This is a genomic window from Methanoregula sp., from assembly GCF_028679125.1.
Classification (GTDB): domain Archaea; phylum Halobacteriota; class Methanomicrobia; order Methanomicrobiales; family Methanospirillaceae; genus Methanoregula.
On the sequence record NZ_JAJRCG010000001.1, the window covers coordinates 231920 to 248597 of the forward strand.

A 16678-nucleotide genomic window follows, 5' to 3' on the forward strand; every position below is an offset into this window, starting at 1 on the left:
TTGAGGTCGCCGCGGGGGCGCCCCGTCGGGGGCGGCGGCGTTCAGCATAATTTGAAAATGGAAGATTTATCTACTGAAAATCATTATTGCATATTATATATGGATTCTGAAGAAATTGACGAAATTTGTGAGGATCTATTATCCTTCAATCAATCTATAGATTCACAAATTGAACTTTATCAAAGCAAAATTGCAGCATGCCAGAATATGAGGAATAATCCTGATTTTTCTTCTAATGTACTCCTAACTCACGGAGATTCAGAAAGAACTGAAATAAAATCAACAGACATTCGTCGATACGTGTGGCCTTTCTTTTTTGTTTTTGTTGGAAGTATTGCATTAATTATCAGTATAATATCCTTATCAGAAGGAGCGGCTTCACTTACAACACCAGGAGTTTCAATACCTACTGTGGAGGCTGCGATTGCGGCTTCATTGGCAATATATGGTGCAGGGATCGCCGTTTTGTTATTCGGTGCAGATTTGATTTTACAGACAAAAACTGATATCAGAGATGAGGTTACGAATAAAAAAATGTTTAAGGAACTTGAAAAGATTGTCGTTCAAAATCGCAAATTAATAGACCTTTTGGAACGGAATAAGGAACCGTGATAGGTGCATCGGTTATTCATTTTTTCCTCGTCAATTTCTGAAGTAGGTAGTGCACAGAATGACTGGTTTGAAACCCACATATCAAATTGAAACACCTCCTGAACCGGCAATGGAGTGGAAAGATTATGAACAATTAATACTGTCTGAATGGCAGAAACTTCTGGATGGTACTCCGGCACCAACTGAAAAAGAGATGCAACATTTTTTGGAGCAATATCCTTCAATGGTACCGGGGGCTTTCAATCTTATCGGTTGCGAGAGTGGACATTATCCATGGCTTTGTGGTTTGATCTCGCAACCTATACTTCCATCATTCGACCATCGCAAACCTGATTTCATGTGGCTTTCACTCAACAGTGCAACAATCGAACCGGTCCTCATAGAAATTGAAGCTCCAAACAAACGCTGGTGGACAGAATCTGGTCAACAGACAGAAAGACTAACGCAAGCATTAGACCAAATTCTCCAATGGAAAATGTGGTTTAAGGAGCCACATAACTTGGATGCATTTAAAAAAATGTATGGACTTGATTTGGCAACACCTACGAAGAGGAATTTTAGACCATCCTATCTCTTAATTTTCGGACGTCGAGCTGAAGCGAATGTAAAACCTGGTCTTATTGCAAAACGCAGTCTTTTAGCTCAAGATGATGTCACAGTAATGACCTATGATCGGTTAAATCCGAATCCTAAAGCACATAATCTAGTTTGCATGAAAATTAAAAATGACCGTGGTGATTACTCTTTCAAAACAATCTCTGTACCGGCAACATTCACTTTAAAACCCCGTTTAGCAATTTGCCGTTCACGTCTTCATGATCTTGATATTGCAATTAATTTAAACAATCATATTTCGAAAAAGCGGAAAAAATTCTTAATTCAACGACTTCCTTACTGGAATGTTTGGCTAAAAGAAACGGGTGGGTGTGGAACTATTAAACCAGTTGATGAAGAGTAGTGATACAAATTTCGAAATCAAACGAAATCTTGTAACTGGCTTCTCAATTAGGTTACTCCTGATTTAGTTGTCCGCGCCTGCATCCTTTAATACCCCCCATAACGTAGTATATAGGAATACGGGTGCGTCCCGTATACAAGGAATGTAGCCCTCTTTGGGCTGAACCTTAGGTGATTACCATGGTAAAATCGATGTACGCCTTCGTCAGGGAGGCATGGAAGAGACCTGATAAGTCAGAGGTCAAGGAACTCCTCTGGAACAGGATGCAGGAATGGCGCCGCGAGGGCAGCGTTGTCCGGATCGAACACCCGACCCGTATCGACCGCGCACGCACACTCGGCTTCAAGGCCAAGCAGGGCATTGCTGTTGCACGTGTCCAGGTACGCCGCGGTGGCCGCAGGGCATCCCGGTACGTCCGTGCACGCCGCTCCGCCCGGATGGGTAAGAGACATCTTACTCCCGGCAAGAGCATCCAGCGCATTGCTGAGGAACGCGCGTCCAGGAAGTTCCCGAACATGGAAGTCCTCAACTCCTACTGGGTAGGGCAGGACGGAAGGCGGAAATATTACGAGGTTATCCTCGTTGACGGGCACCACCCGGCCATCCGTGCAGACAAGAACCTTGCATGGCTCGCAGACCCGGTACACCGGGGACGTGCAGAGCGCGGCAAGACCTATGCAGGCCGGAAGGGCCGTGGCATGATGACCCGGGGCAAGGGAACCGAGAAGACCCGCCCGAGCATCCGTTCCCACGCGAACCGTGGGAAGTAACCTTATTCTTTTTTCAACACAACGTTACACTCATGAAGATCACCGATGCAGCAGTCTGCCCGTTCCCGAACGGGGATTCATCGGTGCGCAGGTTTGCGTTGGAAGCAGCAGCGCTGGGACTTGACAGCCTCGTTGCCATCGACACGCCCTCTGCAACCTATGGCAGTGTCGTGGTCAGGAACGGTGTGTTCCTCCGGAAAGCCGGCATGAAGGATGTCATCAATCAGGTAAAGCGGGGAAAGGATCCCTCGAGCGTGATATCGGTGCAGGCCGGGGATGCCGGGTTCAACCGGGGCGTTGTCGGCCTTCGCGGGGTGCACATCCTCCGCGGTGTTCATGCTGCTGATAAGAATGCCTTCGATCACGTGACGGCGAAGATGGCGGCAGACAACCGGGTGGCGATCGATATCGACCTGTCTGTTCTCATAGCGGCCCGGGGAGTTACCCGCCAGCGGGCAATCCAGCGGTACCGCGATGTGCTCGTGCTCCAGCGCCGGTTTGAGTTCCCGCTCACGCTCTCCAGTTATGCCCGTTCTGTGCTGGACCTGCGCGCTTCCCGGGAGATCAGCGGTCTCTGCTCCCTGGTCGGCATGGATATGTATGATGTGGAGAAGGCGTTTTCCGGTGTGGATATCGTTACTGCCACGCCGGAACCGTCCGTCCGGGTGGTGGAATGACCGTCAGGCCCCCGACCCTTCGCGATAAGCGACGGTATCTCCTGGTCCGTGTCGATCCCCCGGGAGTCCCTCTCGACCCAAAAGAGCTCTATTATGCAATATCGGATGCCGTCACATCTGTCTGGGGCGATGCGATGGCTGCGATAATCGTCCAGGCGGTCATCTGTGTCGAAGGCAGGTATGCCATAATCCGGTGCCGGCGCGGGACCGAAGGCGAGCTCTCGATCGCGCTCTCCACGGTTACCCTGCTCCGCGACACCCGGATTGCCCTGCGGATCATCGCGGCATCCGGCACCATCGACAGCCTCCGTGACCGGATGCAGCCCGCGATACGAAACCCCCCTGCGAATGCCAATGAGGCACCGGTTCCGGAGTACCGGTTCTGCGGGAAGGAGTACGTTCCCGTGCATTGTGACGGTCAGAAGGTTGATGTGATTGAAAAGGGATTTAAAAATACAAGCCGATTGTTTCTGACAACAGAAGATCTGGAGACTCTAAATGCAACCACAATACCAGATGGGATATGACCGGGCCATCACCGTCTTTTCACCCGACGGCCGGCTCTACCAGGTAGAGTATGCCCGTGAAGCCGTGAAGCGCGGGACCACGGCAGTAGGGATCAAGGCAAAGGACGGCGTTGTGCTGATCGTTGACAAGCGTGTCAACTCAAAACTCCTCGAAGCCTCCTCGATTGAGAAGATCTTCAAGATCGACGAACACATCGGGGTCGCCTCTTCAGGTCTTGTCGGGGATGCCCGTGCGCTCGTGGACCGGGCCCGCGTGGAATGCCAGATCAACCGCGTCTCCTACGATGAGCCGATCGAGGTCGAGGCGCTCAGTAAGAAGCTCTGCGACCACATGCAGAACCTCACCCAGTACGGCGGCATCCGCCCGTACGGCACTGCGCTCCTGATCGCCGGTGTCAGCGACGGGGAGAGCCGGCTCTTTGAGACCGATCCCTCCGGCACGCTCCTTGAATACAAGGCAACCAGCATTGGTATCGGCCGCCCTGCGGCAATGAAGGTCTTCGAGGAAGAGTACAACCCCGAATCGGAGATCAAGGATGCAATCCTGCTGGGCCTGAAGGCGCTTCACTCCGCAACGGAAGGCAAGTTCGATGTCGACACGGTCGAGATCGGTGTCATCGGCAAGGAGCACCCGGCGTTCCGGAAGATGAGCAGGGAAGAAGTTGCCTCGTTTGTAGAACAGTTCAAGCCGTGATCGTATGATACCGCTCGACCATGCCGTTGTAGCACGCCTTGAAAGTTACGGGGAGCGTTTCGAGATCCTCGTTGACCCGCACAAGGCAGCGCTGGTCCGCCAGGGCCAGCCGGTTGCAATCGAGGATGTTGTAGCAGCGCTCAATGTCTTCGGCAACGCCTCAAAGGCAACCCGGGCCTCAGACGAAGCGCTGATGAAGGTCTTCCACACCACGGACTTCGACGCGGTTGCGCGGAGGATCATCGAGAAGGGCGAGATTCACCTGACGGCCGATCAGCGTAAGATCATGGTGGAGGAGAAACGCCGCCAGGTGATCACGTTCATCTCGCGGAATGCGGTCAACCCCCAGACCGGCCACCCGCACCCGCCTGCCCGGATCGAGATGGCCATGGAAGAGGCGCGGGTGAATATCGACCCGTTCAAGCACGTGGACGAGCAGGTGAAGGAAGTGGTCAAGGCCCTGCGCCCCCTCCTCCCGATCCGGTTCGAGGAACTCCGGCTTGCGATCAAGATCCCGCCGGAACTGGCAGCAAAGGCATACGGCGATATTGCCGCGGCATCCACCATGGAGAAGGACGAGTGGTTAAAAGACGGCTCGTGGGTCTGCGTGGTGCGCATCCCCGCTGGTATCCAGGGGGAATTCTACGACCTTGTCAACAAACTCTCCAAGGGCGAGGGACAGGTCAAGATCCTCAATCAAGTATATTAGTGCAGAGGACAAATAAAAGAAGACAGATCGGTGGGTAACCATCATGGTAAAATCAACACTCAAAGCAAAGGGAAAAGTAACCGGCAGTGCAGGCCGTTTCGGTTGCAGGTATGGAAGGTTCGTCAGGAAGAGAGTATGCGAAATTGAGAAGATTTCGCGCGCCCTTCACCGCTGCCCGAAGTGCGACATGGATACGGTTGCACGGAAGGGAACGGGTATCTGGGAATGCCGCAAGTGCGGATACAAATTCGCCGGCGGTACCTATCAGCCCCAGACTCCCACCATGAAGATCGCGCAGCGTGCGATCGACCGTACTGCTGATGAGCTCAAGAAATAAACGGTAATCTATGGCAAGTACCTACAAGTGTGCTCGGTGCAAGCAGAAAGTCGAGATCGACGTCAATGTCCGGTGTCCCTACTGTGGCCACCGGATCCTGTTCAAGGAACGGGGCGCGGCGATCAAGGAACTCAAAGCCCGTTAAGCACTGCCGGGCGTTTCCCGGAAAAACCTATATCTTCTTTTTTTACCAATACCCCGGAGAGGGTACCCTATGCATAACCACGAGGCGATATTCCGGTTCAGGACAGAACATGCCGGGCGTATCTACCGGTCGCTCCAGCCGGAACTGGACGACGAGGTGAACCCAAGGTCCGCAGTGGCATGCCGGCTCGAAGGGGATGACCTGCTTGTCATGACCGTGACTGCCCAGGATATCTCGTCGCTTCGTGCAGCGCTCAACATGTACCTCCGCCTGGTGAACGTGGCAGACGAGGTCACCGATCTTGCAGAAAAGTCCTGAACCCGTCCGCTCATGAGAGCCGATCTTCAGGTGCAAAGGAATAACCCTTTTTAGCATACGGCGCCGATATTCTCTACAGGAATTTCTTATGAACAATATCTCACCCAAGGTCCAGAACCAGATCGGCATGCTCCAGCAGATCCAGCAGCAGCTCCAGACGATCCTCCAGCAGAAGGCCCAGTATGAGATGGCCGTGCGCGAAGCAAAGCGCGCTCAGGAAGAGATCAGCGATTCTGCCGAAGATGCGGTCATGTACATGAGCGTCGGCACCGTCATGATGCAGAAGAAGAAAGAGGTCATCAACGCCAAGCTCAACGAGAAGGTCGAGACCCTCGAGCTCCGCATCAAGTCCCTGGAGAAGCAGGAGAAGATGCTGCAGGGTAAGTTCGAACAGCTCCAGACCCAGATCAAGTCAGCCATCGAGGGCAAGAGCGCCCCGAACGCTGAATAAATCTTTTTTCAACCATCCAGGTCCTGATTTCAAATTCTCATGTATGCCGAGACCCCTCCGGCATTCCAATACCTGATCCCCGCAATTAAAACGATCATTAGTGAGTTGTTCTGCTGAACGGTTTACCGTTACATGGCACCGTTCAGAGATCCCGCAGGATTTCATGAGCGGGCAGCCTGAATCGGGAAGACTATACAGACCTTCCGGCTGTTCCTGCAAAATGCATTGTCCCGGCCGGGATTACCCGAATAAAAAGTGAGGCTTCTGACCGGGCTTACGCCCGGTTGATCAGGTTGATTGCGTTGACCAGCGCTTCGACTGAGGAAAGAACGATGTCGTCCCCCGTCCCGCTGGCATCAAAGATCTTCCCGTGCTCGTCTTCGACCGCGATGGTCACGTGGCACATGGCGTCCGACCCGCCGGAGATCGCCTCGATGGCAAACTCCTTGAGCTGGAGTTTCGACGGGGTGATCCCGAGGATCGCGTTCAGCGCTGCATCGACCGGGCCGTTCCCTACCGCGGAGAAGACATGCTCCTTTCCGTTCACCATGGCCCTGACGCTGGCGGTCGGGATGGCGTGGTTGCCGGTCATGATCGCGATGTCCTTTAAGTCGAGGATCTTCTGGTTGATCTCGATCCCCATCACGCTCTCGGCGATCTCGTACAGGTCCGCATCGGTGACCCGCTTGCCCCGGTTGGCAATCGCTTTCACCTTCTCGATGATCGCCATGAGCTGCGGATCGGTCGGGGTGATGTGGACGTCAGCGAGCATCTGCCGGACCGCGTGATGTCCTACATGCTTCCCCAGCGTCAGCCGCCGCCGGTGTCCCACCATTTCCGGTGTCATGATGCCCGGTTCGAAGGTGGCCGAGTTCTGGAGCACGCCGGCCGAGTGGATGCCGCTCTCATGCGAGAAGACATTCTCACCGACAACCGGCTGGATGGGAGGGATGCCGAGGCCGGAGAACCGGGATACGAGGCGCGAGGTTTCGACAAGGCGCTCCTTTGCGATCCCGGTCCTGATCCCGTACATCGACTCCATGATCATAACGGTCTGGGCAAGGTCGGCATTGCCGGCCCGCTCGCCAATCCCGTTCACGGTCACCTGCACCTGCGAGGCGCCGGCCTCGACTGCAGCGATCGTGTTCGCCACTGCAAGGCCGAAGTCATTGTGGCAGTGGACATCGATCGGGCATCTCACGTCCTTGTTGATGCGCGTGATCAGGGTCTTCATCGCGGACGGCGAGATGACTCCCACCGTATCCGGCACGTTGATGATCGTGGCCCCGGCGTCAGCGGCGGTCCGGAACACCTCGATCAGGTAGTCCCAGTCCGTCCTTGTCGCGTCCATGGCGGAGAACATGCAGAGGTCCGAGCGCTTCCGGATATGGCCGATGATATCGGCCGTGATCTCAAGCACTTCCTTTCTGCTCTTATGGATCGTGTTCTCCCGCTGGATATCCGAGGTCGGGATGAAGACATGGACCATGTCGACATTGCAGTCAAGGCAGGTGTCCACATCGGCTTTCACGGAGCGGGCGAGCCCGCAGGTCTTCGCTTCAAGCCCGAGTTTTCTGATAGCGCCTACGGTCTCTTTCTCGGCTTTCGAAGATGCAGGGAAACCTGCCTCTATCGTATGTACGCCGATTGCGGAGAGCTGGCGGGCAATTTCGATCTTCTGTTCAAAGGTGAATGCAATACCAGGGGTCTGTTCTCCGTCACGTAATGTGGTATCGAAAACAGTTATTTCTTCACGAGCATGGCTATCGGTGAAGAAAACGATCCCCCGCAAAATCCTTGCGAGTACTCATACCACATACTAGGCATACGAATTATTTAAAGAATCGCTGCACCAGAATTATTCCGGAGGGATCTGACTATCAATCACGTCGTACCCATCATACGGATAGCATCCGGTATGTCCTGGCGGAATTTCAATAATTGAGTCCTGGTGCACATCATGAAAAAGAGTAACGTTACCTGCGATTATCCCTGTGCTGATGTACGGAAGGAGATGATCTTCCCGCAGGCAGACCTCGATTCCGAGACAATAAAAATTGTCATGATTTCAGAATGTCCTCCTGCCAACCGATCGGATTATTTTTACGAGAATTGTTCAGGTGCCTTCTTCCAGACAACAAAAACAGCATTCCAGGACGCGGGAGTTGTCATTGAAAATTATGAAGATTTAACCCGCAGGGGTATCTATCTCACGACTGCCATCAAATGCGGTAAGACCGGGTATCTCGTATCTGCAAAGACCATAAAAGAGTGTGCGTTACGATTTCTGAAACCTGAACTGGAGCAGTTCCCCAATATCGTGATGATCCTGTGCATGGGGGATTTTGCCATCAAAGCGGTGAATTATATTTGTAAAGAGAAATACGGTAAAAGCCCGATACCCCCGGGATCTACCTATAAAATCCGCAAACAGGAATATGTCCAAAACGGCATACGGTTTCTCCCTTCCTATACCCATACCGGAGACAGTTTCAATATCGAAAAGGTGAAGCGGCAGATGATTGCCGAGGACATCAGGACCGCCCTGGGTTACCTGAAGTCTCACTGATCGCTCTGCTGCTGTGGGCACGGTATGGTGCAGGCCGGGGGGGAAGCCGGATCTGACCGTTTTTGCCGCAGGAATCAGCGCATCGTACGGTACGACACGATCCTTACGATAAATCCAGGCATTTTTTACCCGGAACCGCCGGGGATCTTACGATACGTTTAATACGAAACTTGCCATACATTAGTAGCGCAGTGCCCCGCCTTAACTCAGCCTGGTAGAGTGCGCGGCTGTAGTATGGTTTGCCGATTCAGGCAACTGCGCGGCTACCGCGATGTCCCCGGTTCGAATCTGGGAGGCGGGATTACTGTAAAATTGCCCAGGTAGTGTAGTGGCCTATCATGATTGCCTGTCACGCAATCGACTCGGATTCGAATTCCGACCTGGGCGTCCACCTTTTAGGGATTCTTCAGTAGAGTAAGGATCTTTTTTATTTTCGTTAGGTTTACACTCACCGTTCTGTGCATCTACGAGGGCACGAGATATATCAGAGTTAGGGCTTTCAGCGCTAGTGTTTAAACTTGGTGTAAACTGCTCCTTTTGTGAAGCGTCCAATGCATTAGGCTTGGATTCAGAATCTAATGATATATAGAAAACATTGCCGTTTTTGTAAATAGTGATGGGCTTACCAATCAATGATTCATCGTAACTCCAAGGGAACTGCACATAGGGCGCTACATATCCCTGTTTTGGACTCATACGTTTTACCTTCGTTTGGCAGATTAAATCCATTACATCACCTTTTGTTTACGTCTGATTAACGTCACATATGGGACATCGATCTTTTCAGCAATCTCCTTGTAGTTCATTCCCTCTTTGTGAAGAAGATCAACATACTTCCAATCGATTTCTTTGAAGGGTCTCCCGCAATGTTTCCCCTCATCCCTAGCTCTTTGCATTCCAACCTTTGTCCTCTCAATAAGGTTCTCCCTCTCTCGTTGAGCACACCACGCCATAACAGAGATAATTAGTTGGCGAATGGATGGATCACAATTTAGCCACGTCTCGTTTGGGGAAATTGATTGAACACAGACACCGAGTCTGTCAAAGTCTCGTATTACATTAAGAGTGTCTGTAAGATCTCTCGCTAGACGTGAAAGCTCATAGATGTAAAGATGAGTGGCATTATTCTCTTTGATGAAGTCCATCATCTTTTGGAATCCCTTACGTTCATACGGAGATATAGATCCAGAGATCCCAACATCTTGGAATATGTGTTTTCTCTCAACACCTTTCGCTAACAATTCCTGGATCTGATTTTGCTCATGTTCTGTAGCAAGAGAAGTTCGAACATACCCTATTATCATAAAGCACCCTTATAGTAACTAGAAGGAGATCTTAGTATAAAGCTTTACCGGCCAAAAATGAGTTATCGCAAACGAACCCTTGTGATCATCATAATGTCAAAAGTAGATCTCTACAAGACCCTAATAAGCACTTATTAGCACTGAATCATGTTTGATTGATAGAAATGTGCAACAGGAAAAATGAAATTCCTAGCAGAGCCTTATTACGCTATTACAGCCCCTAAACTCAAAATAAAGGGCGAATTAGATAGTTTTATGTTGTAATAAAACAAATACTACCTAGACAATTTTTCTGGTTCGTGTTTTAAGTAACATCATTTTTCGATAGCCTTGGCTCTTTCCTTCGGTAAAATCTCCGAACAATAGCACCGCGTATCGACTTTTATTTTTAACCACGTCGCTAGAAGGGCACAGGTGAGAGGGATGTAAGGTATGGTATGTGTAGCGGAGGCTATTGAGTTATTTTCATTTTGTATTGTCAGTTGAAAAAATCCAATCTAATAATGTGATTTAAATGAGTGAAAAGATAGACGAAAAAGCATGTAAAACTAGTGACGTTCATACGTCAACAAATTCAGGTATCGAAGAAGAAGCTATGAAGATTCTCCGAGGTGGAAATCCTATTGATTATATTATGAAAGAGTACAATCGGATTCACGTTGGGGATAAAGAGTTAGGTGAGTTCTTATTAACGACAATCGGCTGCTCGCTCTGTGCCAATACGGATGGATTACAACCAGATCTATCTGGTGAGAGTGGAAAAGGCAAGAGTGATGCATGTAAGGCAATGGGATCCTTGGTGCCACAAGAGTATTTTAATAAGGGCAGTCGTTCTGCAATGGCACTCTTCTATACAGATGGACTAAAGGCTGGCTCCATTATTTTTATGGACGATGTCGAAAGTTTCTCTCAAAAGGAGGAAAGCATCCTGAAGGTGGCTACTTCACAATATCAGGAGGCTTTCGAACATTCATATACCGACATTAACCAGAAAGGGGCCAATAAGGGTCGCAAGGTTAGCCTACCCCCGAGACAGTCCTTTTGGATTACAAGCGTAAGCTCATCTTTCGATCCCCAAGTTTTAAATCGTTGTATCAAACTGCATGTCGACGAGAGCAAAGAGCAAGATGAGGCGGTGTTTACTAGGCAAAAGGATGCAGCCAGAACGGGATCTTATCGTGCATCATTAACGCATGAGACATTAGTTTGTCGCGCAATGATCAAGCATCTGAAAGAATTGGAGCTCGTAAATGTGAGCATCCCATTTGTTGATAATATCCAATGGCACGATTATTCGAATAGACGTAACTTCCCTATGTTCTGTGATATTGTCAGAGCATTCGCAGCGGTAAACCAGTATCAACGAGCCACGAATGAGGAACGTTATCTGATTGCAGATTTGGATGATTTTGATCGTGCTGCGAATTTGTGGTCAACAATTGATAAGGCACAAAGTACGGGTCTCACTAAAGACGAACAAACGGTATTGTCTGCTATCCCCAGGTCAGATAATAAAGGGATCTCACAGTCGCAACTGGCAATCCAATGCAACAAGAATAAAGGATCGATATTCCGAGCATTATTCGGAATCAAGCAGCCAGATAAATCATACAAAGGTGGACTGATGAACAAAGTTCCAGGAATTGACTATAATTCCGATGAGCGGATATTTCGATATAACGGGACACTTCTCTCATCTGAGACCAAGGTCTCATTAATCAATAGAGATGAGATTGAGAAATGTTGCACAAGGTTGCATACAGTTACAACCCCAATGCAACCAGTTTTATCGACGTGAAATATAAAAAGTTGCATGATTATCAGAATCATAATTAGTTAAATAAATTGTAATATGAGTGATAATGAACGAATTCTTTCATCTTGATCGAAGTAAAAAACTTACCTCTGGAAAAATACTCACCTGCGATTCAAACTATGATGATTGTGAATCTTGGGTTGTTACAGATCTTTTTGAAAAAAATGACTTAATCCGTTTGATTAATGATTTATACCCTAATGGATTAACAGAACACGGGAAAAAATACCTATTAGAGCAAGGACTTATCATAAAAGGTCTAGTCTTCGAATACAAATCTCTTATAAAAAGTGATCAAATTACAGGCCTTGAAATCGGCAATCAGATATGTAATATCCCTAGAGGGCCTGCACAATTCATTCATAACATACCGATAATTGAATTAACATTTGAACTTATTCGCAGAATGGAGTTTCCACAACTCCCCTCAAGATTTCAGTCGATCTTCGGTTGGAGCACACTTAATGAAGCTAAAGCATTTCGGGAAACACACGGAAATGGTGAATCCGATATCTATTCTGTGAAATGCGAAGAGTGTATCAAAGTTGATATGAATTTATTATTAATGGGCGGCAGCCCGATTGGAAGCATCATCCTAGCAAGAAAATATTGGAGTGGGGAGGCAGGGAATAATCCAAGATGGGAAATTCTAATGAAACCTCCTGTTTACATAATCCACAAAGTAGAGTGAGTTATTATACAATGAAATTATGCAACTTTTACTTATTTTTATAAAACCTATCTCGTAAAAATGTCTTGAGATCTAGTTGCAATGCCCATGCAACTCAATGTAACTAATGCAACTATCAGAGTTAAAAAAAACCAATAAGTATCAATAATGTATTTACGGCGGATTATGGCAAAAAATGTGTTTGACAAATGTCGGCTAAATAATAAGCAAGTGCCTATGCAAAATTATGAGAAAAAATCAACTTTCTGACGTAAAGTTGAATATATGAGTACAATTTTGATCTATGCGTATAGTTTTTTGTATGCACATGAAAAAGTCCACGCAAATTTAAGTTTTTGGAAAATGAGGGGCAATAGCTCAATATTTTATACTCCATTTTATGAATTAAAGTTACATTCCAAGTAAAAAGCAAAACGTATATCGGATATTGATATGATGTTTTCATCATGGGTTTTTTTGGAGATCTCTTAACAAAATTGAACAGCATCCCAGAAAAGTCGGTGAGTGCAGAGGAGGCGCAGAAATCATTTGAGGCTAACATATTCTTTGCGAAAACTTGTTTTGAGAGGGGTGAGTCTGATTCTGGACTCGGATTTCTTAACATGGCTATGCTAGACAATCCGAACTGCATCACGATATTGAATAATCAAGGTATTTTATCATTAAATGAAGGCGATGATGAAGAAGCTCTTGTTTTTTTTGATATGACACTTGCGCTCTCTCCAAAATATTCTGATGTGTGGCGTTATCGAGGAGAGGCTTTACAAAACCTTGATCGTTATGCAGAAGCGGTTGCATCATACGATAAGGCTATTTCAATAAATCCTAACGACGAAAACTCGTGGAATAATAGGGGAGTTGCACTATTAGATCTTGGAATGAATAATGAAGCTTTATCATCATATGAACAAGCCATTACCCTCAATCCAAATTTTGCTTTGGCTTGGAATAACCGAGGAAATCTGTTACGGCATTTTGGAAGAGATAAAGAGGCGGAGGTCTCATACAAAACGGCAATAGATATCCACAAAAAGCAGATAAACTCTAGATAAGACCCTCTCTCAAATTATTTTGATCGGCTCCCAACACTCTATATACCTTTTATAGACATTCTCTGGCAAGAATTGCTTATACGACGTCCAATTAATCGAACTCACTCCGTGACTCATTATAAAGTTCTTATTAGCATCCACGAACCCAACTTCATCGCTCTTCTGCTCGAAGAATTTGCGCAGGTCTCTTTGCTGAAGGTTTCCCTTTGTGTGACTCATGGAAATTGGGTGATGCTTAAACCATCTCTGCAAGCCAAGATAATCAAAGACCAAATTATCCTCCTTTTTTCCTGTGACGATCTTCTCAATAAGAGGAATAAGCACGGGATGTAACGGAACATAATGAGCCATTCGGATCTTATCCTGCTCTGCCTCCACAGTTAGCACTGGTGGATTATGGTTAAGAGCATCCTTGAATTGGCTTACCGTTAATCTGGATGCGGTTATTGTTCTTTGACCTGAATACGAGAGAAATAGTATCGACGATTGATAGTTCTGTTTCTTGACATTTGTTAACTCTGAATCATTTGCTATGGCATTCAGTGCCTTCTCAATGTCCTCTTGAATGATAATCCTAGAAGTGAGTAACTTGATTGGCTGTTTGTTCTTGGGCCTTTCAAAGATAGAATGGTAAGATAGAATTTTAGGATTCATCGTGAGTTTATAGAGGTAATTGAAGAATGCGCGCGTGTAATTGAAACACTTCTCTAGGGCTGATGTGCTCTTGCATTTTGTGATAAAGAAGTCTGACAAATTACCAAGTGTCGCTGTATTGATTACACCGTTTAGTATTGCCCATATCTCCGAACCTACTTTCTTGATAATGTTCACTGTGTTTCTGTTAATCCCTCTTGAACGATATCTCACAAAACTGTCTAATTCTTCTTGGGTAAAATAAACCCAATTTGAATCTTGATCATCGAGCCTGTCACGCAATCGACTCGGATTCGAATTCCGACCTGGGCGTATAACCGTTTTTGGGAAATTTTTCTGAACGTTTCAACTGTTTTCATTCTGGTTGATTCAGATTTTGTTGTAAATCTCCAACCGATTTTATGATTTTTACCGGTTATGGCGTGGGAAGCTTCCCCACGGTGTGAAAAAAGGAAAAAAATGATTCCTGTTCAGCCCTCACACCAGTGCCCACGCAGCCTGGTGGTCCGCATCGAGCGTGCCCACGAGCGCTGCTTTGGTGAGATCAATGGTGGCCGGCACATCATATGCGAGGAACCCTTCATTTGCGTTACTCGTGCCCGGCAGAATATACCCAATATGGCCCCCGGTTTCGTACTCGTAATTATACTGGGGGCCCAGGCCGTTCGCGACGGTTATCTGTGCACCCTGGATGGAACTGTATGCATAGTCCTTTCCGTTGTAGTGAAGGAGGAACTGGTTGCCGGATGGGGCAACAAGGCCCTTTGTCCCGGTATCGATGACCCTGACATAGGTGAAGACGAATACATTGCCCGGTGAAGGTTCCTGGGTGTTGTACCCATACTGGGTAGTGAATAACGTATCACCGGCATGCAGCTGATCGTGGACGCTGTTGAACGAGGGGTCCGACCAGCTGTAATTCGGCAGGATCTTGACGCCGTACACTGTTGCCGTGCCGGTCCGGTCATCCTTTCCGAAGGCTGCCAGCTGGTTCAGGGCAAGAGTACCCGGATAGGCTGTTGCTGCGGGTACGGGTGTTGCAATCATTGCTGTCTCCGATACCAGTGTCGGGGTTGTTGTTGCGACTGCCGATTGTGGCGGTGCACGTTGCACACCGGTGCACCCGGCGCAGAAGATCAGGGCGATGACAATAAAAATGATTCCGATTATAGGGACTGCTTTCATAGACAGTCGATTATTATGTACGGGTAAAACGATTTGGTAACATTGCAAAAAAAATCACGTGTTCTTTATTGCGGAAAGATTTACGGTTCAAAAAATCTGTGGGCTGCCGTGATCGTTCCTGTCAGGATCCGGGGAATGGATGCCGTAAACGATAGCGGGTGGTATTCCGCCACAATCCGGAGACTGTGTTGTCGGTTCACGTACCTTTGCGGTTCTCAGAAAAATGTTGGATATATGAACCCGGAACCGGGTAATAAAAAGGAGATCAACTGGTTGATGCCGGCTGGATCAGGAGACGGCCCCTGGATGTGAGCCGGAGAATAATCTCGCTGCTGGACTTCCCCCCGTCCAGATACCGCTTGGAGAGGAGGACCCTGACACCGGACCGGACACTGCTCTCGCTGTGGACGGTATGCAATGCCTGGACAACCTGGGTGATGTGGCAGCTCTGCTTTTCTGCAACAGCCTTGAGGATGTCGAGATGAACAGGCAGGGGCACAAACACATCAGGAGGTGCGAAGGAGATTGATTTCATTGTGGCTTCTTTCATGATAGATCCTGGTGATAGCGAAAACACGGACCATTCCTGATTGCGGAGAACGGATCACCAGTATAGTATATGCGGTATGAGATAAAGTAACCATGCTTATAAACCCGTACTAATCAGCCGGAATATTCCGGGCTATTCAACCTGGTATCCTTTGTCCCGGAGGAATGCGGCAATCCACGGTTCGGCTTCCGTATCGGATTTCGGGCGTTTCCGTTCAACTTCTTCCCACAGGGTCCGGAGTGCGGGATCGTCCGCATGAAGCGCCAGCGCGCCGGTAACCCTGCCGAGCGGTATTCCCCTGCTGTCGGCGACCTTCATCGCAACGCACCGGTAGTATTTACATTGCGCCGGACTGTCACGGTGGATGGTGCAGCGGAGGAGACTGCCATACGGCCGGAGAAACCGGCAGGCATGGGGGTGCTGGTCCGGAAACGTGTGATCGAGAAAGATCTCCCGCTTGTCCTCATCCACTTCCGCGGTAAACGGTGTGCCGGTGGAGACGGATTCGCATGCGAATACGAACGGGGCGGTCTGCTGTTCGATCACGATATAATCGCCAAGATACATGCAGCATGTCCCGCACTGCCGGCAGCAAAAAACCATGTTCACTCGTCCTGCAGGTACTATTCTGCTGGATCGTACAAAAAGATTTCAAAAAG

At 48.4% G+C, this 16678-nt stretch carries 21 protein-coding genes and 2 tRNA genes; 17 read left to right on the forward strand and 6 right to left on the reverse strand.

Annotated elements, in window-relative coordinates; all coding sequences use genetic code 11:
- Positions 1-99 precede the first annotated feature (99 nt).
- The 11 genes from LUQ43_RS01280 (at position 100) to LUQ43_RS01330 (ending at position 6198) form a co-directional block, all read left to right on the forward strand.
- Positions 100-612, forward strand: a complete 513-nt coding sequence (locus tag LUQ43_RS01280; protein WP_299962962.1) for a hypothetical protein — start codon at positions 100-102, stop codon at positions 610-612.
- A 109-nt stretch (positions 613-721) separates the two neighbouring features.
- Positions 722-1570: a Shedu anti-phage system protein SduA domain-containing protein gene (locus LUQ43_RS01285; RefSeq protein ID WP_299962964.1), complete on the forward strand. Its 849-nt coding sequence runs from the start codon at positions 722-724 to the stop codon at positions 1568-1570.
- 179 nt (positions 1571-1749) lie between these two features.
- Positions 1750-2340: a 50S ribosomal protein L15e gene (locus LUQ43_RS01290; RefSeq protein ID WP_299962966.1), complete on the forward strand. Its 591-nt coding sequence runs from the start codon at positions 1750-1752 to the stop codon at positions 2338-2340.
- A gap of 32 nt (positions 2341-2372) precedes the next feature.
- Positions 2373-3017, forward strand: coding sequence for an RNase P subunit p30 family protein (locus LUQ43_RS01295; RefSeq protein ID WP_299962968.1), 645 nt, complete (start codon positions 2373-2375; stop codon positions 3015-3017).
- Entirely contained in the window at positions 3014-3544 is a 531-nt protein-coding gene (locus tag LUQ43_RS01300) for an Rpp14/Pop5 family protein (protein ID WP_299962970.1), read from the forward strand. Before LUQ43_RS01295 ends, LUQ43_RS01300 begins: the two co-directional genes overlap by 4 nt.
- The gene (gene psmA, locus LUQ43_RS01305) at positions 3516-4238 is read left to right on the forward strand and encodes an archaeal proteasome endopeptidase complex subunit alpha (RefSeq protein ID WP_299962972.1); all 723 of its coding nucleotides are present in this window, start codon (positions 3516-3518) and stop codon (positions 4236-4238) included. Before LUQ43_RS01300 ends, psmA begins: the two co-directional genes overlap by 29 nt.
- A gap of 4 nt (positions 4239-4242) precedes the next feature.
- Complete coding sequence (locus tag LUQ43_RS01310; RefSeq protein ID WP_299962974.1) at positions 4243-4947, forward strand: ribosome assembly factor SBDS; 705 nt, start codon at positions 4243-4245, stop codon at positions 4945-4947.
- 43 nt (positions 4948-4990) lie between these two features.
- Positions 4991-5284: a 50S ribosomal protein L37ae gene (locus tag LUQ43_RS01315; RefSeq protein ID WP_299962976.1), complete on the forward strand. Its 294-nt coding sequence runs from the start codon at positions 4991-4993 to the stop codon at positions 5282-5284.
- A 10-nt stretch (positions 5285-5294) separates the two neighbouring features.
- On the forward strand, positions 5295-5429 hold the full coding sequence (locus LUQ43_RS01320; RefSeq protein WP_012107386.1) for a DNA-directed RNA polymerase subunit P: 135 nt from the start codon (positions 5295-5297) through the stop codon (positions 5427-5429).
- Between the two features lie 69 nt (positions 5430-5498).
- Positions 5499-5747: a KEOPS complex subunit Pcc1 gene (locus LUQ43_RS01325; RefSeq protein WP_299962984.1), complete on the forward strand. Its 249-nt coding sequence runs from the start codon at positions 5499-5501 to the stop codon at positions 5745-5747.
- An 88-nt stretch (positions 5748-5835) separates the two neighbouring features.
- Positions 5836-6198: a prefoldin subunit beta gene (locus tag LUQ43_RS01330; protein WP_299962986.1), complete on the forward strand. Its 363-nt coding sequence runs from the start codon at positions 5836-5838 to the stop codon at positions 6196-6198.
- Between the two features lie 274 nt (positions 6199-6472).
- On the opposite strand, the gene LUQ43_RS01335 is transcribed toward LUQ43_RS01330, so the two are convergent.
- Positions 6473-7990, reverse strand: coding sequence for a 2-isopropylmalate synthase (locus tag LUQ43_RS01335; protein ID WP_299962988.1), 1518 nt, complete (start codon positions 7988-7990; stop codon positions 6473-6475).
- A gap of 168 nt (positions 7991-8158) precedes the next feature.
- On the opposite strand from LUQ43_RS01335, the gene LUQ43_RS01340 reads away from it, so the two are divergent.
- The 3 genes from LUQ43_RS01340 (at position 8159) to LUQ43_RS01350 (ending at position 9154) form a co-directional block, all read left to right on the forward strand.
- Positions 8159-8767 (forward strand): uracil-DNA glycosylase family protein, encoded by a 609-nt coding sequence (locus LUQ43_RS01340; RefSeq protein ID WP_299962990.1) that lies wholly within the window; start codon positions 8159-8161, stop codon positions 8765-8767.
- 195 nt (positions 8768-8962) lie between these two features.
- Positions 8963-9068 (forward strand) — tRNA-Tyr (locus tag LUQ43_RS01345).
- A 13-nt stretch (positions 9069-9081) separates the two neighbouring features.
- A tRNA-Asp gene (locus LUQ43_RS01350) sits at positions 9082-9154 on the forward strand.
- Between the two features lie 341 nt (positions 9155-9495).
- Here the strand turns inward: LUQ43_RS01350 and LUQ43_RS01355 are convergent.
- Positions 9496-10071 (reverse strand): recombinase family protein, encoded by a 576-nt coding sequence (locus LUQ43_RS01355; protein ID WP_299962992.1) that lies wholly within the window; start codon positions 10069-10071, stop codon positions 9496-9498.
- A 514-nt stretch (positions 10072-10585) separates the two neighbouring features.
- Here LUQ43_RS01355 and LUQ43_RS01360 point away from each other — a divergent pair.
- The 3 genes from LUQ43_RS01360 (at position 10586) to LUQ43_RS01370 (ending at position 13630) form a co-directional block, all read left to right on the forward strand.
- The gene (locus LUQ43_RS01360; protein WP_299962994.1) at positions 10586-11869 is read left to right on the forward strand and encodes a hypothetical protein; all 1284 of its coding nucleotides are present in this window, start codon (positions 10586-10588) and stop codon (positions 11867-11869) included.
- A 64-nt stretch (positions 11870-11933) separates the two neighbouring features.
- Positions 11934-12578 (forward strand): DUF2441 domain-containing protein, encoded by a 645-nt coding sequence (locus LUQ43_RS01365; protein ID WP_299962996.1) that lies wholly within the window; start codon positions 11934-11936, stop codon positions 12576-12578.
- 446 nt (positions 12579-13024) lie between these two features.
- Complete coding sequence (locus LUQ43_RS01370; protein WP_299962998.1) at positions 13025-13630, forward strand: tetratricopeptide repeat protein; 606 nt, start codon at positions 13025-13027, stop codon at positions 13628-13630.
- Positions 13631-13639: 9 nt separating this feature from the next.
- On the opposite strand, the gene LUQ43_RS01375 is transcribed toward LUQ43_RS01370, so the two are convergent.
- The 4 genes from LUQ43_RS01375 to LUQ43_RS01390 all read right to left on the reverse strand — a co-directional run bounded on the left by LUQ43_RS01375 (position 13640) and on the right by LUQ43_RS01390 (position 16622).
- Positions 13640-14461 carry a hypothetical protein gene (locus tag LUQ43_RS01375; RefSeq protein WP_299963000.1) on the reverse strand — a complete coding sequence of 274 codons (822 nt, stop codon included), beginning with the start codon at positions 14459-14461 and terminating at the stop codon, positions 13640-13642.
- 300 nt (positions 14462-14761) lie between these two features.
- Entirely contained in the window at positions 14762-15469 is a 708-nt protein-coding gene (locus LUQ43_RS01380; protein WP_299963002.1) for a hypothetical protein, read from the reverse strand.
- A 265-nt stretch (positions 15470-15734) separates the two neighbouring features.
- Positions 15735-16019: a hypothetical protein gene (locus tag LUQ43_RS01385; protein WP_299963004.1), complete on the reverse strand. Its 285-nt coding sequence runs from the start codon at positions 16017-16019 to the stop codon at positions 15735-15737.
- A 132-nt stretch (positions 16020-16151) separates the two neighbouring features.
- Complete coding sequence (locus LUQ43_RS01390; RefSeq protein WP_299963006.1) at positions 16152-16622, reverse strand: hypothetical protein; 471 nt, start codon at positions 16620-16622, stop codon at positions 16152-16154.
- Positions 16623-16678 lie beyond the last annotated feature (56 nt).